This window comes from Testudinibacter crocodili, assembly GCF_006228025.1.
Classification (GTDB): domain Bacteria; phylum Pseudomonadota; class Gammaproteobacteria; order Enterobacterales; family Pasteurellaceae; genus Chelonobacter.
This window is the reverse complement of record NZ_VDHF01000063.1, coordinates 1-19,414: the sequence shown is the minus strand read 5'-3', so window position 1 is coordinate 19,414 and position 19,414 is coordinate 1. Positions and strand designations below refer to the sequence as shown.

Genomic DNA, 19,414 nt, shown 5'->3' with positions numbered 1-19,414 from the left:
TTTAGCGGATTATCGGGATAGCGTTTAAATGCGTTTAAATGGCGTTTAAATTCGTTTAAATTTTTTTGGATGAACACAATTACCGAAAAACGCCATCAGTCCTCTACGGCGTTTTTAAGGGCGTTATTTAAGATTTGCTTAATTTCTTCGATTCCGGTCTCACCCAAACCTAAAAACGGACGTGCCGGCATATGTTGTGTACCGGTCATATGATACTGTCCGTGTGGTTCAGATGCACCGATGACGGCAAAGCTGTCGCCGTAGTCGATATTCAAGCTCATCGCCAAATCACCGCTGACTTGTAATATTTTGCCGGTATAGCCTTTCTCGTGCCGACGCTTCTTATAATCGGGATTTAACACTGCCCATTTCTCACCCTCGGGCGAGCGTTCAGCATCAAACGCATCTTCCGCCTCTTCGAGTAGGACATTGGCAATTTTGCGCGTCAGCCTGTCGCTTTTACCCATCTCAGCGAGTTTGCGGAATTTGCGCTGGATTTCCGATGTATCGAATTTAAATTCTAGGTGCATTTGACTTTCTTTTCATAAATGGTTATATTTTGTTCATACGTTAGTGCTGTGTACGCTTAACGGTAAAGTCGCCATACCCCGAAAGGGCAGATGGGTATGTGGGTTCAACTCCCACCACAGCACTCGTTACTCACCTCTGATAATGACATAATTACCGCCCTCGATTGCTTTTTTAACATCTCTTTCAAAGTTGACTTTATACGCATTAATCACGGCATCGAGTTTTTCATTCGTCTTTTTCAGTTTGCCTGGTGAATCAACTACGATCTGAAACGACTTATCAGGGCTAAAATAAATCAAATTTTTGTGTAATTTATCCCATACTACCAAGGTATTTGGATCGCCAATAATAGCTGCAATACTCGCATATTCTTTTTCTGATAAACCAACGCCACTTTGATGATGTTTCGGGCTGTCGGCATGTGCCAAGCTCTTTTCCGTCATCACCAAAATCCGCTCCGAATATTTTTCGCCACCCGACAGCTCCGCCACTTTCTCAGCAATATTTTCATCAACAAAACCGGCAGCAATAAACGCATGGCTCGCCCCTCGTTTTCCCAAATTAGCCATCACCCAATTCTCAAACGCCTTGTGCCTTATCGGACTATTATTAATCGCCTGAATGGTCTCCTGGCGCAACTCACGGCTTTGCACTGACTGCACTTTGCGAATAACCGATACATCCGTACCGAACGCCGCTTTGCCGACATTGTAATTCCAGCCGGCACCGGTTTTCATGGTGCCGTTTTCGGTTCTGATTTTGGTGATTTGAACGTGGGTTTCTTCACCAGTGGCTTTATCCACACCGGCTCGCGCCCATTCGGTTTCCAGTTGTCCCTCGCTACTAGACACGCTTAAGCCGTTTTTCTTCAAGCGAAATTCACTCAAACCACGTACCCGACAGCGACATCCCCAGCCATTCGGCGGATAGAACGTGTTCCAAATCGGATCATCAAATCGATACACCTTACCGTGCAAAGCAAGATGACTCGGGCGAGTGCGGCTGTCGGCAACGGCAACATATTGCCAGTAGGGTTGTTCATCACTATTGGCCATCTGTTCGGCGTAACGTCCGGCATGGTACGCCGTGGCCCGATTAGTGCGTAAAATGGTTTTTAATCGGCGTGGACTACCGAGTTGCACGATCTCCGCATTGCCGTGGCTGTCAACAATCGTTTGCTTTCCCCACCAGCCCATTTGTTCCAGTTTTGGCTGTAAGTTCTTGATAAAATCTCGCTCGGATATGCCGTTTTGTACGGCGTCTTCAACGGCGGTGCGGATTTCTGACAGCACATCCATTCGGGTTGCTTTCGCCACCGTAAACGCTTGGGCGTGCGCTGCTTCCAACTGCTCCTGCCAGTTCCACGTCACGTTGTAGCCCTTGGCTTTCATATAATCCACAGCAAGTTTCGGCTCAAGGCGCAGCAGGTACCCCATATCCAAATCAGCGGCTTGTTTATCAGCAGATGGTTTAGATGTTGACATTCAAACGCCCCAACATATCACTGACAAAAATGGCACGAGTCAGCATTTCTTCAAGCCCTTTATCGTCCAACTCGGCATACAATACAGCAATTTTCTCCTGCGCCGCTTCATAACCTTCCTGTTCAAGTGCGGTGATAATCGGCTTTAACATCGGATCAATAATCGCTTGATATTCTTCCGCCGTTGGTTCCAATTTATCTAGCAACTCATCAGGATCAGGCTGCACGCTTAAAATCGCCAACTTATCTTTTTTCCCAGTCTGAGCGGATAACATTGTCGAGCCGAATCCCTGTGCTTGGCGCACCAAGATTTCATCATTTTTATCGGCGACAGGGATTTGCACTTGCTCATGCGCCCACGCCGCAGGGATTTTAAAGCCGATATCCACCAGTTTACCGATACCGTCGGCAAACGAACTGGTGTCAGCACTTTCAGCGATATTAAATTCAATCCGTGGCAGTCTGCGCACGTCGTTAAAGGATTTGCCGTTTAACGCATACAGCGGATAAATCAGATCACGGTTGAGTGTGGCTTGCAGCCGTTTGAGATCGGCGTTTCGTATTTCTTTGCGCACATCGTTATGCACCGAACCTAACGCATTGGTTGAGGTTTTGCCGTCGGCTTGACTGGTCAGCGTACCGCCCAGAATGGCTTTGCTCATGGTTTTTTCTGCCCAGGATACCATCGTCATAAACGGCTCTGAATTGCCGTTGGCAGCATTTTGAAATTCGATTTCCATGCCGCGCGGGATCACACCACCGGCGTTATGCCCAATCCCCATCACCGCTTTGAGCAAGGTGTCTTTTTCCGCTTTGGTTGCCCCGTCGGGGTATTTGCCCAACCGCAACGGCAAGCCGTAAATTTCCAGAAACTCAGCAAAATCACGGGTGCTAAAGTTTTTGTATAAATAGGGCCAGACCAGCGTCCGCACCAAGCCGATTCGCGACAAATAACCGGTTTTTGATTTAGCGATATGTTTAATCCAACCAAACGGCTGCATGTCAATGCCATCCACGGAGCCGTCACGCAGTCGTAATATGTTGCGATAGTTCGTCGGGGTCATAAACCACGCCGAATCACGGAAATGCACGGTTTTAATCAGTTTCAACCCGCTGACCAGATTCGGCTCCCATTCAATTTCTTGGCATGAGTAACCCTTTAAAATCGCGTCTGTGGCGTCAAAAATACAGTCATCCAACCACGTTGCATCGCGTAAAATTTCATCCAGCATTTCTGCATCTTGCTGTTCAGCGGCTGTGGCGTTGCGTGGCGGCACAATTTGCCAATCCACTTCTTGAATCGCATTGCGACGTTTGGCGATTTCCGAAAATAGATGCCCGTCTTTTTCTTCCATATCTTCCGCCAATTCTGACTGGCTGCCGATATTGCCTTGCTCCGCTTCCTGCAACAGTCGAGCCACTTTCATCGGTGACAGCGCCACGCTCGGGTGCTCTTGATAACGTGAGGTCATCCACGCCAGTTTACTCTCGTTTTCCGTCTGCAAATCATCATCAAAATCAAACGGATTGCCGTGAATATCTACAATTTTGCTCATACTAATCCTTAATGGTAAACCCATTCGTTTTGATAATCGTCATCGTCGTCAAGTGCAACATGTTTCGACGGCAGCGGAATATAATCAATCTCACCGCCCACCATATAGCTGGCACGAATCGCCATGCAATACGCCACCGCACTGTCTCCGTGCCGTTTCTGTCCTGATTTATCGCCGTCACGCCCCTTGTCAATTTTCGGCACGCCGTTGATGACTTTGATATGTCCGTGGTCGGTGATAATGTCCTCGTCTTTTGGGATTTTGATGTAACCGTCCTCAAACAACGCCTTGTATTTCGGCATCCATTCGCGATACCAATTATCGTTTAACATCACCGCATCAATCATACTGTCGCCATAGCGTAAGTGCGCCGCCTCCGCTAAAAATCCACCGTTACCTGTCGCATCAAACGCTGCGCCGATAAAACGCGGCAATGCTTGCAAACAGTGCAACATCAAGGTGCGTTGTTGGTTATAAGTACAGTTGCGGATTTCAATGGTAATCACGATTTCGCGTGAGGTATCAGGGTTAATCTGCGCAATGGCAAACACCGACAAATCCTGCTTACGGGCAAAATCTTCGCCGAAACTGTGACGACAATCAGGGTTCAGTTTATTCAAGTGCGGTTGCAGATTTTCGGCAATCCACGCTTTGACCGCACATTCACGCTCATCTTCGCTCCAGTGCATAAAGTTTTTATCCGCTTCAAACTGCAATTTCACCATCGCCTCATCGGCAGCGCGCTCAATCAGCGGGCGCGGAATATATGCCCCTGACGATTGTTTTGGCACGCAGTAATATTCTTCCAGAGCATCTTCTTCGGTCGCGGTATCACGCAATAAATCCGCTTTCCATTTTGCTTCTTTTTCCGCTGTCCATTCTTGCTTACTGACCTGACAAATCCTCTGATATAGCCCCTCGTTACAGGCATCATCAAGGGTGATTGTGTGAACAGAGTAGCGCTTGCGTCCGGCACGGCTGTCTTGAATCAGTTGATTAAACAGGTTCGCTACGCCGTTATGGGTCGAAATCAACCGCACTTTTGCCCCCCACATTGTGAGCGCCAGCGCTGCTTTCAGCACTTCCGCCAGTTTGTCGTGAAACGCTGCCTCATCAATGCACACAATCCCTTGCATACCGCGTAAATTCTTCGGATTGCTGGACAAGGCTTTGATTTTAAAACCACTGGCAAAATAGATAACGTAAGTCAGAATGTCTTTGTCTTCGTTATCGAATAGCTCTTCTTGCACCTCACCGGCAGCACGATTAAATTTACTTGCCCACATGGCACAAGCGTCGATAAATTCGCGCGCCATTTCTTTATTTGAACCGATATAAAATACGTCTGAGCCACCGTCATTTTTGACTTGGCTAGCAATCAATACATCATCGGCGGCTTCCGCCCAAGTAAGCCCCGTACGGCGTGATTTCTCGGCGATTTTTAATTGACTACCGTCAGCAACCCAGCGTTTTTGATAGCCCAGCAACAGCTCATTTGGCTCAAAAGGAATAAAGGCAGGCAAGTTCATTATACAAGTCCTAAAATTTGTGATTTGATATTATCGACAGTATCTTTGGATAATCCTGCTTGCACCACCGCTTTCTCGGCGGTTTCAGCGGCTTGCTGGGCGATCTCCTTGCGGATTTCACGCTCTCGTTTCTCCGAAATCGTCTGTGCCTGTTCGATACGGTGGATCACCAACGACAGTTGCCCCAACGCTTCGGGACTGGCTTCCAGCTTGCCCTCACTCATATCTAACGAGGTTTCAAACGCCATATTTTTGACAAACTCCATCAGCAATTTGCCGATGTCGGTTTGGGGTTGTTCGCCCAGTTGCTTCGTCCAGATTTCCGCTATTTCGCGGCTGTGGCGGATTTTGCCCGCCATTTTTTCCATTCGGCTGGCATAACGGTTCAACCCTGTGCGACTGAGCTGCATTTCTTCACTCAAGCCACAGTCCATAATCAACTCATTGATTTCGGCTAAAATTTCCGCTTGCGAATACTGTTTGTCACGCAACATCATCGCCAGTTGAGTTTTGATAGTCGGCGGCAACAAGTCAACTTTTGAAGCCCGTCCGCGAGTTGCTTTTTCCATTGTTAAAACTCCATTTAAATGCCGTTTTAACGACGTGGATTTGGGCGTTTAACCCCTGCTACAAAGGCTTGCCCGTTCGCCACATCAAGCCCACGTTGGGTAATCGTGGCAACAAAATAATCCCCACCCAATCGCTCCAGCTCAATCAAACCTTGTTCTTCCAACCACAACATATGGTTACGCACTAAATCACGGCTGATTTTGTGTCCGTAGCGGTCAAGACAATCGTCTAAAATGGACTCGTTGGCGTTATATCCCATCTCGGTTAGCGTACGCAAAATAACAAGTCGTTGGTCTTGGGTTAAAATATCTTTCATTCTTTATTTACCTCTTTTTCGATCAATAATCCCACTTGATGACTTAGCCCGCTCACTTCTTTGCTCAAGGCGCGAGTGTCACCCTTGATTTCGGTCATCAGGATTTTCAACTCCGCCACATCATTTGCCGTCGGCAAGCCGTTTACCGTATGCTCAAGGGTATTTAGTCGCTCGCGGTGGTCATACACCGAACTTTTCAACTGTTTCAAATCGTCGTGTCGCACATATTTGCTGTCTATCGACAGCTTGACCGCCGTGCCGACCAAACCGCCGGCCGTAAAAATAATCGCCCAGTGCTGACGCACCACATCTAACACTTCCATCATTGTTCCGCTAACTCCTGACAATCCACGCATCGGCTACAGTGCGGCACGGCTTTTACACGTTGCGCTGGTATCAACTTGCCACAATCACAACAAAATCGGGCTTGGTTCATCATCTCGGCAAACTGTGCCGGCGTATGCTGCGCCCAAAAAATCGCTTGCATTCGCTCCTCGCGCGCCTGCGTAATATCAACATCATCACTCACTGCTGTTTTTCCTTACACACCTGCTCATAGGTCAGATTATGATTTAATACTTGCCGCTTGGTTTCTGCTGTGTCGGCCCGATGGGGATAAATCAACCCGAACGCACTACAACCGCTCGTCACGACGGAATTCCCCTCGCTCGTGCAACCGCCTATCCACATCATCAACATTAAGACGCACAGTATTCTGCTCAACTTGTTTACGAATCTCCGCATTATCCAATTCCTTTTTAACCATGGCTTTTTCTGACCGCACTTGTTGCATTTCTTGCTCTTTTTCAGAAAGTAAGCGTTTTTGTACCGCACTTTTTGCGGTTAAATAGCCGATAATGGCGATTACAAAACCGCCTAAAGAGGTTAACAATTGCCAATTAATCATCCGCTTTACCTCGCTCGCGCAACGCGCTTACTGCGCCTTTTGTCGCCACTAACCCACCGCAAAATAGTGCAAAAATGCTAAATAACTCCGGCACATACGCACGATCTAAATACACGCTATACACCAGCACTGCGGTCATCGCCACAAAGCCCAAAAACTGAATCGTGCCTGTGGTAGATAAGCGGTTGTCCGCATTGGTAATCAAATCAGATAACTTCATCTCACACCTCATTATCATCAGCTGCATAGTTAAGATTATCAGCAACCCGATTCACCCAACCACGCCCGAAAGTATTGAATGTTGAAAGTCTGGTGTAGAAGCGAATCCGCTCGGCATTGAAACGCAGCAACATATCGGAAACAGGCAGATCAGCGATTTGCTGTAATGTGATTGCACCGATAATCCCGTCATCGGCCACACCCACTGCGCGTTGTAACATTCTGGCGGCATTGCCGAAACCGTGATTTACCGCGGCGTCGAACAGTTGGAACGCCAATGCAGGCGGGTATTGATCGCAGTGGTAACGCTGCCAAAAAGCTTTGTGGTAGATTTCGCGCGCTTGCAAGCGGCTCATCGCACGCATAGAACCAACATAGCCGTTGGCAAGTGCGGTACGCTTAGTGATACCCCAGTTGGTTTCGCCGCCGGGGTCAGAAGGGTGATTCACATAACCGCCCTCGTGCTTGATCAGACGGTCAAAAAATCGCTGAAAATCATCGACAGATGCCATAAAAAAACTCCTACTATTTATCATAGTAGGAGTTTAAAAGAGTGGTAGTTTTAGTGGGTTTGTGGCGGTTCACACAAGCTAATCATCAAACAAATCCCGTTGATAACGCCGCCGTATCAACGCCCGTTGTTGCCTAATAATCCCATAAATATGGCTTTCGCTCAACCCAAATTCACGGCACAGATCCGGCACATTGCGTCCGTTAAACTGCGCATAGATCAAATAATCACGCAGGGCTTCTTTCAGCGATGACCCATTCGGGATATAAGTAGAACGCCCACCCAAATAATGCGCCACCGCACCGGCTTGTTTTGCCGCCATCTGACTAGCTTTACCAGATTCCACGCCCTGCCGTTTCAGCTCACACGCCAACACATCGATCAGTTCTGCCAAACTCTGCGGCCAGCGGTGCACCAACTCAGCAGGCGGAATCTGATCCAACTGGTCAAACATCTGCCCGATGGCAGTATGATCATCTGCAAATAAATCCTGTTGTGCTTCCATCGCTCCCCCTGCTTGCAAAAACGCCTATCTCAATGGATAGGCGTTGTTAGGGTAACGAATTTTTAACAGATTGTATTTTAAACTAGTTTAGGAAATTCAACTTCGTTTTATTTTGCCCTCAATACCGCTTTATTGATAACGGCCTCTGAAATACTGCCAGTTTTTTTATTTTGTTGCGCATTGATCACTAATTCTACCGGCCGCTTCTCAAATGTACCATTTTCAATGGCTTGCTTAAACTTGCTATCAAACGTAGTATCTTTAACCTCTGCAAGAAGCTCGATTCCTGAAATTTCATTACGAATTTTAACTTTAAATCCACTCTTAACTTCGGTATTCACTGTTAATATACGATACATTCCATCTAGTTTAATCGGTTCTAATTCGCTAATCGTTCTCGGCTTATTTCCTAAAATTTTAGCCTGCTCACCACTTAACTTCGTTCCTTGCAGCTCTATGCTATCGGCTCCTGTGTTGGCTGCTTGTTTAAGAAACTCTTCTTTTGTTTCATTAACTTTAATCGCCACCTCTTGTAATAAAGGATAAAAATCCAAAACTTGTTTAACTAATGCTGTATTCTCTTTGATTGCTTCACGCGATAACTCAGATTGCAATTTCATCGCATCCAATAAATTTTTTTCATGTTCAGATTTAACTTGTGTTTCACGCTCATGCTTTAAATTCTCATAATAATTATGCTGATAGCTTTCACCAAAATACATAATGATTCCGGTCAATAAGGCAATTAATAAATATTTGCTTGGCATTTTATCAATTAATCTCCCAAACAGTGAAGTCCAGTTGATATTCTCATTATCATCAAATTTGGAACTTCCGGTTCCAACCTTTATCACCAGCTCTAAAGACTGCTTTTCTTGGTCACTTAACCGTTTGTTCTTCCCATACAATGCAACGGCATACGCTTGATACAGTCCATCTTGTAATTTTAAAAAAGCCTTCATAATGGACGGTGTAATTGTCGATTTGTAATTTTCACCGGTCAAGCGAACATTGATTTGTGGCCAACCGGAAAATTCTAAATTAAGCTGTGAAACATCACCAACTTCTTCATGATATAACTTGCGTAGTAAATCATAAGCATCTTGTTCATTTTGAATAATTATAGCTGACATATTTTTTTAGTCCTTAAATAGTTTGACACGGTTAGTTAAATTATCTGTATGTAATATCTCACACATCATTCCCACACAACCGTTCTAAAAATACCGTATTCATCATCAATCACCCTACTTTACGACTTTTACTAAAAAAAGAATGCCCAAAAAAGCCACACTACCAGCCCCATTACGATATAACCCAAAAACTCTTTTACCTTCGCACTAAGATCCTCTAAGTTTTCCCCTGGGGCTAATAATGCAGCCCGATAGCCTCGTCTTATCTGTTGTAAAATTGAATAGCTAGGCTCTTCATTATTGCAAACATAAGAAATATTATTATCTGTTGAGGTATTTGATTTTCCATCCAATCGTTGACGATCATAGATCCCCGTTCCTGGTATGCCTGTATTCAAATAAGTCCCTTTCTTGCCGACATTAACTGACGCTCCTTTTGCACCAAAAGTACCGCTAACACCACTTTTACTCAGATTAACCGTAACACCTGGTACAATTTTAACCCGTTTACGAAATTTTAAAGCCATAATATTCTCCTTAGTAATATTGCCGTTCGTAGATGATTTGTTCACACAACTCAATGGTGGATGTATTACGATCTGTAAAAATACGATCTCGTCTTGCACTTTTAGCTGCTATAGCTAAGAATAATGTGGTGATTGCCAAGAAGCCTACGCCTACATATAATCCATAGAAATCAGCCTTATTAAGGTTTTTTAAAGTTTGAGTGAAGTTGTTAGTCAGCAGTATTACCGTAATAATGCTGAAAATTAAAACGCCCCAAGTGCTTATCCGTGAGAATTTGTTGAACCAGACTTTACGGCGATTTTGTTTGCATTTTTTTATAATCCGTTTCAGCTCTGCCACTGAATAGTCTTCCCAAAAGGGCTTATTATTGAAGTAAATATTCACTACCTGTGCAATCGGCATATAGTTTCCGCCGACTTGAATATTGTCACTGCCGTCAATATGCATTTCTTCAACCATTATTTTCCCCTTATTTTGCCACCAATTTGGACATTCCCATCCCCTTGAATATTCATGGAACTATCAGTTTTCGGTGTGGTGTGATAATTATGATTAACAGTTCCAGAAGAAAACTGTCCACCCTTTATTTCGCCTTCAAAATTTTGCCCGATAGCTTTGCTGTCACCACCACCATATAACATAAACCGTCTCACAGCCGGTTCAGCGTTGCGGAATTTGTGCAGTAACAATTTTTCATCGTCGCTAATGGCGGTGTCGGCACGCACACCGAACAGCACATACACTACATCAATGCCGATTTTGGCGATTTCCGTCAGATAATCGGCTTTTGGAAATGTTGCTTCATTTTCATATTTCAGTTGCGACTGTTTTTGAACACCTCCAATCGCCCCTAGTTGCGTTTGATTTAATCCTAATTTTTCTCGTTCTTCTTTTAGGCGCAATCCAATAGACATAAAAAACCTCAATAATATAAAAAAGTACTTTACAGGTACGTTTTTATGTACCATAATAACCACATCTAAAACACAAGTTAAATATATCACAACAAGGAGAAATGCACTATGCAAGCCACCGCAAAAACCCCGGAGCAAGTCAAACAAGAGTTTGAAAATAGAGGGGAAACCCTGTCTGATTGGGCAAGTGAACATGGTTACGATCGTAACTATGTTTACCGTGTATTAAGCGGCTCTATTCGCGCCCGTCGTGGTGTTGGACACGAAATCGCGGTCAAACTCGGCTTAAAAAAAGCCAGTTAAGGAGTTAATTATGAAAAAACTATTAACCCAATTTTGCCTCTGGTATTTACGTAAAGCTCAACCCAAACCCGATTTAAACACCCCGACTTATCTGCGTCGTGGCTTGAAAATAGACGAGGTGAAATGATGAGCGAGGCCAAAGTCAACGCCGCACAACGCACGCTGCGGATTATCAAAGCCCTGCAACACCGCTCTTATTTGGGCATGAGCAACAAAGAACTTGCCGAGGCGACGGGCGAAAGTGCGGTCAATATCAGTCGCGCGCTGGCGGTGTTGGTCGATGAAGGCTTTGTTCACAAACTGGAAACCAATGATTACGCCTTTACGCCGCTTTTTGCACAGATTGCGACCAAACATCTGGCAGAAATTGACTTCAATATTCAGCGTGCGGAAGAAGTGAAACAACGCATTAATACCGCACTTTACCGCTAAGGATACCGAAAATGACCGATTTAACTTTAACTGAGCAGCAAGCCGCACAAGCGTTAGCGGCAAAGCAGATGACCCAAGATAAAGCACAGGCTTATGAAATGTTGGGAATGCTGAAAATGAGTAGTTTTACTAAAAAACTTGTAACGGTTACAGAAATAAAACTACTTAATGAAATCAAAGAAACCAAGAAATACAAAGGGTTAGCACTAATTGATAGTAATGGAAAATCTGTAACCTGTTCCAACTTTCAAGAATTTTGTTCACATTTAGGAATGAGTTATGAAAAGGTGAATCTCGATATTCAAAATTTAAATATTCTTGGTGAGGACTTTCTTGAAACCTCTCAACGCTTAGGACTTGGCTATCGTGATTTAAGAAAACTCCGCCAACTGCCCGAAGCTGAACGCACTGAAATCGTGGAAGCCGATTATTCCGAAGCCACCGATAAAGAAGATCTACTGGAAAAAATCGAAGACCTCACCGCCCAACACGCCAAAACCAAAGCGGAGTTGGAAAGCAGGTTGAAACGTAAATCTGACGATTACGAGGCACAAAGCAAAGTGCTGGCAAACAAGAATCAGCGCATTGACCAGCTTGACACCGAATTGGCGAAAAAAAGCAAACTGATTGACACCATGCCACCGGAGAAAAAAGGTGAGGCATTACGCGATGAGGTCAATATCCACGCTTACAGCTGTGAAGCGCAATTACGTGGACAAATGCGGTTAGCGTTTGAAGCGTTGATGACGCACAGCGAAGAAACCGGCATGGATCATAAACAATTTATGATCGGTTGTTTGGCGCAGGTCGAGCTGGCAATCAATCAATTGCGCGGTGAATTCGGACTAGACAGTGAACACTACACCGGTTATGCACCAAAATGGGTTGAGGAGCTGGTGAAACCGGAAGATCGTACGAAAGCTGGTGATGAAACCACGTTCGATTTTGATGATGAATAACGCTTTGATATAGCAAAACAGGGTAAACCCGATGGCGATTTTAAACGAGAAAATCATGGCAATCAAAACCGCACTGGACAATGCCAAGCACGGCGAAAAAGGCAAGGTGATCGCACAGGCGATAGCAGATACCGGACTCAGCCATGCCACGATTATGCGACAAATCAACAAAACTTGTTACACCACCACGCGCAAACGTCGTGCCGACTCAGGCGATATTTCACTGCCACTGTTTGAGGCAGAGATTATTTCCGCGTTTTTAATGACCACACCAAGAGCTAACGGCAAACAATTAAGCAGTATGCAGCAGGCGCTGAAGATATTGCGCGCCAACGGCAAAATTAAGGCGGAATTTATCGACAAAACAACCGGCGAAGTGCGGTTGTTATCTACCAGTACGGTTACGCGCGCATTATATCACTACAAGTTGCACCCGAAACAACTAAACCGCCCCGCACCGGTGGTAAACCTGCGTAGCCTGCACCCTAACCACTGCTGGCAAATCGACGCCTCACTGTGTGTACTGTATTACTTGAATGAAAGTAAAGCGGGCAACGGTTTAAATATTATGGATGAAAAAGCCTTTAATAAGAATAAACCGGGAAATGTGAAAAAAGTGGAAAAACAGCGGGTGTGGCGCTATGTCGTGACGGATCACACCTCTGCCACGATTTATGTGCAGTATGTTTACGGTGGTGAAACCACCGAAAATCTGTGCAATGCCTTTATTCAAGCCATGCAACAACGCCATGAGAAAGATCCTTTTCACGGCGTACCAAAGATGATCATGCTCGACCCCGGCTCAGCGAATATTTCAGCGGCATTTAAAAGTTTGTGTGAACGATTGGGGATAATACTGATTATCAATGAACGCGGCAACCCGCGTGCCAAGGGGCAGGTTGAAAAAAGCAATGATTTGGTAGAGCGTTATTTTGAGGGCGGATTACGTTTTGTGCATATCACCGGTTTAAAAATGCTGAATAACTATGCCCACGAATGGATGCGTGATTTTAACGCTACTGCCATTCATTCACGCACCAAGCGCACGCGCTATCAAGTCTGGTTAGGGATTAAATCCGACCAACTAACCATAGCACCTAGCGTGGAGATTTGCCGTGAATTGGCGTTGAGCAAGCCAAAAGCCTGTTTAATCAATAGTGATTTAACGTTCCGCTTTAAAGGTCGGGTATACAGCGTCAAAACCATTCCTGAATTCATCACCGGAGAAAAGGTTAATGTTTGCCGTAATCCGTGGCGAGATGACTATGCCCAAGTGGAACGCCTTGATGATGAGGGTAAAACTTATTGGACAGCACTTGAACCGATAGTGTTGGACGATAACGGTTTTAACCAAGAAGGGGCAATTATCGGTGTTGAACATAAAGCCCATGCACAAAGTGTATTACAGAAAAATCGCCAAACCGTTGAGCTGCTGGCAATGGAAGCGAATAGCAATGCGGAACTGGAAGCCAAGCGTAAAGCAAAAGCATTGCCGTTTGGCGGCACTATCGACCCATACAAACATATTAATGACGATAAATTACCGCACTTTATACCAAAACGCGGTCAAGAGCACGAATTAACCACCAATGCCAAACTGGTTGAGCTACAACCGCTCACCGTTATTGAGGCGGCGAAACAAGGCAAAGTGCGGTATGGAGAACGCTGGGGTGCGGATAATTTTAACTGGCTGAACAAGCATTATCCAGACGGCATTCAGCAAGAAGAGTGGGAACAATTACTGACCCGCAACGAACCGCCGGGAACAAGCCATTTATATGTAGTCAACGGTTAAGGGGAGCAGAATGTTAGCGTTAAAACAGGTTTTACAACAGCATGAGATTTCACAAGCGGAATTAGCAAGACAGGTGGGCATTTCTCCTGCGGCGTTGGCGCAATGGCTTAATCACCATATTTTACCGACCAAACAGATGAAAGCCTTGAAAATCAAGCTGTCGAAGGTGCTGAAAACATTGGGCATCCAAACCGCACTTGCAGACTTATTAACGGAATCAACGCAATACAAGGGAGAGGTTTCCGCCAGTGCGGCAACACTGACGGAAGCGTCAACTATCAATGAAGAAGCAACCACACTAACAGAGGACGAGCTTATGTTACTCGCAAAACAGTCGCTTTATCCAGCGACAAAACGGCATTTTTCACTTTTTTCTAATCCGTTCACCGATGAAGTGCGGTCAGCGGAGCAAGTTTTCACCTCGCCGGACGTGCGTTATGTGCGTGAAGCCCTGTTCCAAACCGCAAAATTCGGCGGCTTTGTGGCCGTGGTAGGAGAGTCTGGCGCAGGCAAATCGACCTTACGCCGTGATTTAATCGACCGCATTAACGCTGAAAATCTGCCGGTAGTGGTGATTGAACCGTACATTATCGCGATGGAAGATAATGATGTTAAAGGCAAAACGCTAAAAGCCTCACACATTGCCGAGGCGATTGTCAGCACCCTTGCACCATTGGAAAACATCAAACGCAGCCCAGAGGCACGTTTCCGCCAGCTTCATCGCGTATTAAAGGACAGTGCACGTGCCGGCAATCAACACATTCTAATTATCGAAGAAGCCCACAGCCTGCCGGTACCGACGCTAAAACATTTAAAACGCTTTTTCGAGCTGGAAGACGGCTTTAAAAAACTGCTGTCTATCGTGTTGGTCGGTCAACCAGAACTCAAGTTGAAATTGTCCGAACGCAATTTTGAAGTGCGTGAAGTAGTGCAACGCTGTGAAGTGGTGGAGCTTGCCCCGCTGGACAGTTGCTTGGCGCAATATATTGACTGGCGGTTAAAAGCCGTCAACCGCAAAGCATCGGACATTTTTGATAAAGATGCACTGGATATGCTGCGCAGCCGTTTGGTGTTCAGCAATAGCCGTAATAAAACCCAAACCAGTTTGCTGTACCCGTTGGCGGTTGGCAATCTCATCACAGCAGCGATGAATCTGGCGGCGGAATTGGGTTCGCCGTTAGTCACTGCCGATGTGATTAAGGCGGTGTGAGATGAATACGCAAAAAATCAACGCAAAACAGACGTTAAACCACAGCAATCACCACGCTTTTTCACAACTGGCAACCGCCCAAAACGGCGTGCTGAAATGCGCTGAACTGGGGCTAACGGTGTTAAATGTCCAACTTGGCGGCTGCAAACCAACGCTGGAAGTGCAATCAAATTACATCACCACCGGACTGCTGAAAAAAGGACAAGCCGTGGTGTATATGCATATCAACAACGGCGCCGACCAACTCAGCTCAAAAGCCCAAATCGGGCTTGAAGGCTGCCGCGTAGTGTTTGCGGTAGAGCGGCAAATTGCGGTCAAGCACTAATAAAAAGGAGAAATGAAAATGGCTAAAAAAGCAACCCGAATTAAAGCAGATACCTATCAAGTGAGCTATCAAACCCGCGAAGAAGTAGAGTCGGCAATCAAGAACCTTGGTGATTTACAGCGCGAACTGATTCGCCAAGAAACCCTGCGCAACGATGAAAAAGCAATTATTGACGAAAAATTCGCCTCGGTGTTTACCGCACTTAAAGACAGCATCACCGCCGAGCAAAAAGCGATTCAGGCGTACTGCGAAAGCAACCGTGACAAGCTGACCAACAACGGCAAAACCAAAACCGGCAACTTCAACACCGGTGAAGTGCAGTGGCGCTTACGCCCGGTCAGCGTCGGCATCCGTGGCGCAGATGCGGTGCTGGAAGCCCTGAAAAAATGGGGCTTAACCCGCATGATTCGCACCAAAGAAGAAATCAATAAAGAAGCAATCCTCGCCGAACCGAACGAAGTGACCGGCATCGCAGGCATTACGATTAAAAGTGCAGGCGAAGACTTTATCATCAAACCATTCGAAAATGAGGTGAAATAATGGCAAAAGTAACCGACCGCCGCAATTCAGAATTAGCCGCAGCCACCGAGCGCAGCGGCGATTACCGCAAAGCATGGGCTTTGTGGGATAAAGCCGCCGGTGAAACCACTAACCACAAACACCGGATCTGGTGCATAAACCGCGCCGAGTTTTGCAACCGTGTCGCCATTCGACCGTTTAGCCAAGGAGAATCCAAATGACCGACAAACACACACAAATCGCCGAGCAATTTGCCGAAACCATCGATTTACTGATAGCCGCACAAGAAGCGTGGCAATATCACGATATCGTTCTAACCAAGCAATTGACTCACAAAAGCCGCACTAAAATCGATGCAATTTACCGCAGAATGAACCCGGATTGGGTTAAAGATGTCGTGAGATAAGGAGATATAACATGGAAATTAAACAAAACAGTAGAGTGACCTTATATAAAACAACAATCCGCATTAAAGCAAAAATAGACGGTGACGAAGTGAATATTTCTGCTACGGATAATAATAACGCAAATGCCCCTTCTTTTTGTAAAGAATATCTCACCTTTATTATGCTGGCATTAGCAAACATCACCCGTAAAACGTTTGCTTATGTGCATAATATTGAAGAGAAATATTTTGAAAAAGGATATGACTGCACCTTAGCTGTTAAATTTAAAGAATCAAAGTCTGATCTATTAAGTGTTGAGATAAACAGCAATCATCCAGTTGGTCACTTCTTATCAATGTTACTTCATAAGTATCTTGATCAAGATCCTGAAATCGTAGAGCTTTTAAAAAACTAAACCCATTTTCCCTTTGGTAGTAGTGCGCAGAGGGCGGAATAATGTGTTTTATTAATCACAACTGATAGGAGTTATAGGCATGGGTTATAAAAATTTTGATGAGGTTGAAGTTCACCAAAAGGCTATACGGCACTACTACGATTTCATTGAATATATTAAATATTCTAGAAATAAAGAATATTGGGAAAATATGAGCGATCCAGTTGTTGAGGGGTTACGTAACGCAATAGGGCATTATTTTCAAAGTGTAAATACAGGTGAGATCACGTTTAATCATTTCGCAGCGTGCTTAAGCTCTGATTATGCAGGCGGAGTATTGATGGAAGCAAGAAAACAGAAACAGTTACCAGATTACAATAGAAGAATGGCAAAAAAGTACAAAATAGCAGCAGGATATTCATGTATGGGGAATGCTGTGCACGAAGGAACTGATTTCCCGACAATCCCTGATTGTTTAACTGAAATCAAACACAGTGAATTTTTGGCGATTCAGGGGGAATAGTGATGAATAACGACAAATTGCTACGAAAAATCAAAAAGTTGCTATCGCTTGCCAACTCAACTAATCCACATGAGGCGGCGAAAGCATTGGAAATGGCGCAAAAACTGATGAAAGAGCACCATATCACGCAAACCGACGTGGAACTGTCAGTGATGTCTGAGCATGAAACTGATGTGTTATTTGCCGATAAACCTCCGAGATACATTCATATTCTGTCAAACATCATTGATCGCGCCTTTGGCGTTCGCTGCTATTTTAACAGCCGACGCGATAAAAACTGGCGTTTTAAGCGTTCGATTATGTTCTATGGCGCGGATGAAAGACCCGTTATCGCTGCATATTGCTTTGATGTGTTGTTGCGTCAACTATTGAAAGCAAGGAAAGAGTTTAACGCCACGCAAAATAAACGGCTAAAACGAAAAACTGCCATTGCCCGTGCCGACTCCTTTTGTGAAGGTTGGTGTCGAGGTGTATCACGGGTTGTTTCAAATTTCGCTCTAACAGACAAGGAAACAGAATCATTGGAGCAGTACGATAAATTACTGAATGAAAAACACAATTTTAGTACAGATTCCGGGCGTAGTGCAGGTAATACTAAAGATTACGGGCAGGCTGCCTATGCCGGATTTAAACAAGGTCAACAAGTACGCCTAAATCACGGTATCAACGGACAAGAAACCGAAAAACTTGGGCACTTTTCTTAAAACCTATTTACAGCCCTTTCTCGCCAGAGGGCTGAATAATAGATTTTCGGAGGTGATATGCAAAACAAATCTACAGTAGACAGACGCAAACAGCTGATTCAATTTATCCATATCGGTAAAGGTAAACTCGGTATGGATAACGACACTTACCGCACTTTTTTGCTTAATACTGCTGGTAAAGAAAGCTGCTCACAAATGACCGTGAAAGAGTTGGAAACCGCACTTGACGGCATGAAAGTACGCGGCTTTAAAGTGCGGTCCGGACGGCTGCCGAACGGCAAACGCAAATCACCACCAAGCACCGCTACGGTAAAAAGCAACATCATCAAAAAAATCCGCGCATTGTGGCTGGAAATGCACGCCGCAGGCATTATCCGCGACAGCAGCGAAACTGCACTGAATCACTTTGTTGGCAAAATCGCCAAGAACCGCGACGGACAGCCGATTTTAGCGGTGGCATGGCTCGACAACGAACAAGCAACAAGGGTGCTGGAACGACTGAAGAAATGGCGCACTCGCACAATAGAATCAAGGAAAAGCAATGGATAATCAAGAGTTCAGCAACCTTGCCCCTGATTTCTTGCTGGATTTAGCTCGATACACTGAATCGGCGGTAAAACAAGTCCTGGATACCAACGACAACACCGCCCAACAAGTCGGACAACTTGTCGCCATGGCAATCTCAAAAGACTGGCGAGGACAAAGCATCTATATTCCCAGAGGCGTTTCGTTGCTTGCTTATCAACGGGATTTGCAAATCTGGCGCGAGTTCAACGGCTTTAATCATGCCCAACTTGCTAAGAAGTTTAACGTCTCAACACAATGGGTTTACAGAATCATCAACCGAATGCAAAAAGCCGAAATCAAAAAGATCCAAATCGACCTTTTTCCTGACGACCAATAACAAAAAAACCAGCCATTAAAAGCCGGTTTTCTCATTCTTCACTCAGATAATTTTATTTCACATACTGTAACGCTGTTACAAATTCTCTCCCACTTATCACAACCTGATCCAACATTTTCCCTAATTATCTCACTTTCATGGATCTATTTATGTCAGTTCAGATCACCACTAAGCTTTTCAAATAATTAACGCAATACCAATAAAATACTCCGATTTATTTTGACTCGAAATGAAAATAGATTAGGGTCTGTTGATCTT

Annotated in this window: 30 protein-coding genes and 1 tRNA gene; 15 read left to right on the top strand and 16 right to left on the bottom strand. The window is 45.0% G+C overall.

The window, feature by feature from the left end:
- Positions 1-95 precede the first annotated feature (95 nt).
- Positions 96-530, bottom strand: a complete 435-nt coding sequence (locus FHQ23_RS07325) for a phage virion morphogenesis protein (RefSeq protein ID WP_139613733.1) — start codon at positions 528-530, stop codon at positions 96-98.
- A 44-nt stretch (positions 531-574) separates the two neighbouring features.
- Here FHQ23_RS07325 and FHQ23_RS12395 point away from each other — a divergent pair.
- Positions 575-653: transfer RNA gene (locus tag FHQ23_RS12395), tRNA-Phe, on the top strand.
- Positions 654-656: 3 nt separating this feature from the next.
- On the opposite strand, the gene FHQ23_RS07320 is transcribed toward FHQ23_RS12395, so the two are convergent.
- From FHQ23_RS07320 to FHQ23_RS07250, 15 genes are all read right to left on the bottom strand, one after another.
- Positions 657-2,015, bottom strand: coding sequence for a phage head morphogenesis protein (locus FHQ23_RS07320; RefSeq protein WP_267963660.1), 1,359 nt, complete (start codon positions 2,013-2,015; stop codon positions 657-659).
- Entirely contained in the window at positions 2,002-3,570 is a 1,569-nt protein-coding gene (locus FHQ23_RS07315; protein ID WP_267963659.1) for a DUF935 domain-containing protein, read from the bottom strand. The genes FHQ23_RS07320 and FHQ23_RS07315 overlap by 14 nt, the downstream gene beginning before the upstream one ends.
- Before the next feature lie 8 nt (positions 3,571-3,578).
- Positions 3,579-5,099: a terminase large subunit domain-containing protein gene (locus tag FHQ23_RS07310; RefSeq protein ID WP_139613731.1), complete on the bottom strand. Its 1,521-nt coding sequence runs from the start codon at positions 5,097-5,099 to the stop codon at positions 3,579-3,581.
- Positions 5,099-5,668: a DUF3486 family protein gene (locus FHQ23_RS07305; RefSeq protein WP_139613730.1), complete on the bottom strand. Its 570-nt coding sequence runs from the start codon at positions 5,666-5,668 to the stop codon at positions 5,099-5,101. The genes FHQ23_RS07310 and FHQ23_RS07305 overlap by 1 nt, the downstream gene beginning before the upstream one ends.
- A 26-nt stretch (positions 5,669-5,694) precedes the next feature.
- A complete protein-coding gene (locus FHQ23_RS07300) occupies positions 5,695-5,985 on the bottom strand; it encodes a VpaChn25_0724 family phage protein (RefSeq protein WP_139613729.1) in 291 nt (96 codons plus the stop codon).
- Positions 5,982-6,311, bottom strand: coding sequence for a DUF2730 family protein (locus FHQ23_RS07295; RefSeq protein ID WP_176552277.1), 330 nt, complete (start codon positions 6,309-6,311; stop codon positions 5,982-5,984). Before FHQ23_RS07295 ends, FHQ23_RS07300 begins: the two co-directional genes overlap by 4 nt.
- Positions 6,308-6,514, bottom strand: a complete 207-nt coding sequence (locus FHQ23_RS07290) for a TraR/DksA C4-type zinc finger protein (RefSeq protein WP_267963658.1) — start codon at positions 6,512-6,514, stop codon at positions 6,308-6,310. Before FHQ23_RS07290 ends, FHQ23_RS07295 begins: the two co-directional genes overlap by 4 nt.
- Before the next feature lie 105 nt (positions 6,515-6,619).
- Entirely contained in the window at positions 6,620-6,892 is a 273-nt protein-coding gene (locus tag FHQ23_RS07285) for a DUF2681 domain-containing protein (protein ID WP_139613727.1), read from the bottom strand.
- Positions 6,885-7,112: a DUF2644 domain-containing protein gene (locus FHQ23_RS07280; RefSeq protein WP_139613726.1), complete on the bottom strand. Its 228-nt coding sequence runs from the start codon at positions 7,110-7,112 to the stop codon at positions 6,885-6,887. Before FHQ23_RS07280 ends, FHQ23_RS07285 begins: the two co-directional genes overlap by 8 nt.
- 1 nt (position 7,113) lies before the next feature.
- Entirely contained in the window at positions 7,114-7,623 is a 510-nt protein-coding gene (locus tag FHQ23_RS07275) for a glycoside hydrolase family 108 protein (RefSeq protein ID WP_139613725.1), read from the bottom strand.
- A 78-nt stretch (positions 7,624-7,701) separates the two neighbouring features.
- Positions 7,702-8,127, bottom strand: a complete 426-nt coding sequence (locus tag FHQ23_RS07270) for a Mor transcription activator family protein (protein WP_139613724.1) — start codon at positions 8,125-8,127, stop codon at positions 7,702-7,704.
- Between the two features lie 107 nt (positions 8,128-8,234).
- Positions 8,235-9,260, bottom strand: a complete 1,026-nt coding sequence (locus FHQ23_RS07265; protein WP_139613723.1) for a hypothetical protein — start codon at positions 9,258-9,260, stop codon at positions 8,235-8,237.
- A 131-nt stretch (positions 9,261-9,391) separates the two neighbouring features.
- Positions 9,392-9,787 (bottom strand): DUF4236 domain-containing protein, encoded by a 396-nt coding sequence (locus FHQ23_RS07260; RefSeq protein ID WP_139613722.1) that lies wholly within the window; start codon positions 9,785-9,787, stop codon positions 9,392-9,394.
- 10 nt (positions 9,788-9,797) lie between these two features.
- A complete protein-coding gene (locus FHQ23_RS07255; protein WP_139613721.1) occupies positions 9,798-10,247 on the bottom strand; it encodes a hypothetical protein in 450 nt (149 codons plus the stop codon).
- Entirely contained in the window at positions 10,247-10,702 is a 456-nt protein-coding gene (locus tag FHQ23_RS07250; protein WP_139613720.1) for a helix-turn-helix domain-containing protein, read from the bottom strand. The genes FHQ23_RS07255 and FHQ23_RS07250 overlap by 1 nt, the downstream gene beginning before the upstream one ends.
- Before the next feature lie 108 nt (positions 10,703-10,810).
- On the opposite strand from FHQ23_RS07250, the gene FHQ23_RS07245 reads away from it, so the two are divergent.
- From FHQ23_RS07245 to FHQ23_RS07180, 14 genes are all read left to right on the top strand, one after another.
- Entirely contained in the window at positions 10,811-11,005 is a 195-nt protein-coding gene (locus FHQ23_RS07245; protein WP_139613719.1) for a DNA-binding protein, read from the top strand.
- A 123-nt stretch (positions 11,006-11,128) separates the two neighbouring features.
- Entirely contained in the window at positions 11,129-11,437 is a 309-nt protein-coding gene (locus FHQ23_RS07240; RefSeq protein WP_267963657.1) for a helix-turn-helix domain-containing protein, read from the top strand.
- An 11-nt stretch (positions 11,438-11,448) separates the two neighbouring features.
- The gene (locus tag FHQ23_RS07235; protein WP_176552276.1) at positions 11,449-12,396 is read left to right on the top strand and encodes a hypothetical protein; all 948 of its coding nucleotides are present in this window, start codon (positions 11,449-11,451) and stop codon (positions 12,394-12,396) included.
- A gap of 31 nt (positions 12,397-12,427) precedes the next feature.
- A complete protein-coding gene (locus FHQ23_RS07230) occupies positions 12,428-14,191 on the top strand; it encodes a TnsB C-terminal domain-containing protein (RefSeq protein WP_139613717.1) in 1,764 nt (587 codons plus the stop codon).
- A 10-nt stretch (positions 14,192-14,201) separates the two neighbouring features.
- Positions 14,202-15,401, top strand: coding sequence for an AAA family ATPase (locus tag FHQ23_RS07225; protein WP_139613716.1), 1,200 nt, complete (start codon positions 14,202-14,204; stop codon positions 15,399-15,401).
- A 1-nt stretch (position 15,402) separates the two neighbouring features.
- Positions 15,403-15,726: an HI_1482 family protein gene (locus FHQ23_RS07220; RefSeq protein ID WP_139613715.1), complete on the top strand. Its 324-nt coding sequence runs from the start codon at positions 15,403-15,405 to the stop codon at positions 15,724-15,726.
- 18 nt (positions 15,727-15,744) lie between these two features.
- Complete coding sequence (locus tag FHQ23_RS07215) at positions 15,745-16,266, top strand: host-nuclease inhibitor Gam family protein (protein ID WP_139613714.1); 522 nt, start codon at positions 15,745-15,747, stop codon at positions 16,264-16,266.
- Entirely contained in the window at positions 16,266-16,466 is a 201-nt protein-coding gene (locus FHQ23_RS07210) for an ANR family transcriptional regulator (RefSeq protein WP_139613713.1), read from the top strand. Before FHQ23_RS07215 ends, FHQ23_RS07210 begins: the two co-directional genes overlap by 1 nt.
- Positions 16,463-16,651, top strand: a complete 189-nt coding sequence (locus tag FHQ23_RS07205; RefSeq protein WP_139613712.1) for a hypothetical protein — start codon at positions 16,463-16,465, stop codon at positions 16,649-16,651. Before FHQ23_RS07210 ends, FHQ23_RS07205 begins: the two co-directional genes overlap by 4 nt.
- 11 nt (positions 16,652-16,662) lie before the next feature.
- Positions 16,663-17,046: a hypothetical protein gene (locus FHQ23_RS07200; protein ID WP_139613711.1), complete on the top strand. Its 384-nt coding sequence runs from the start codon at positions 16,663-16,665 to the stop codon at positions 17,044-17,046.
- 79 nt (positions 17,047-17,125) lie between these two features.
- The gene (locus FHQ23_RS07195; RefSeq protein WP_139613710.1) at positions 17,126-17,548 is read left to right on the top strand and encodes a DUF5420 family protein; all 423 of its coding nucleotides are present in this window, start codon (positions 17,126-17,128) and stop codon (positions 17,546-17,548) included.
- A 2-nt stretch (positions 17,549-17,550) separates the two neighbouring features.
- Positions 17,551-18,252, top strand: coding sequence for a DUF2786 domain-containing protein (locus FHQ23_RS07190; protein WP_139613709.1), 702 nt, complete (start codon positions 17,551-17,553; stop codon positions 18,250-18,252).
- 57 nt (positions 18,253-18,309) lie between these two features.
- Entirely contained in the window at positions 18,310-18,801 is a 492-nt protein-coding gene (locus FHQ23_RS07185) for a gp16 family protein (RefSeq protein ID WP_139613708.1), read from the top strand.
- Positions 18,794-19,156, top strand: coding sequence for a Mor transcription activator family protein (locus FHQ23_RS07180; protein ID WP_139613707.1), 363 nt, complete (start codon positions 18,794-18,796; stop codon positions 19,154-19,156). The genes FHQ23_RS07185 and FHQ23_RS07180 overlap by 8 nt, the downstream gene beginning before the upstream one ends.
- Positions 19,157-19,414 lie beyond the last annotated feature (258 nt).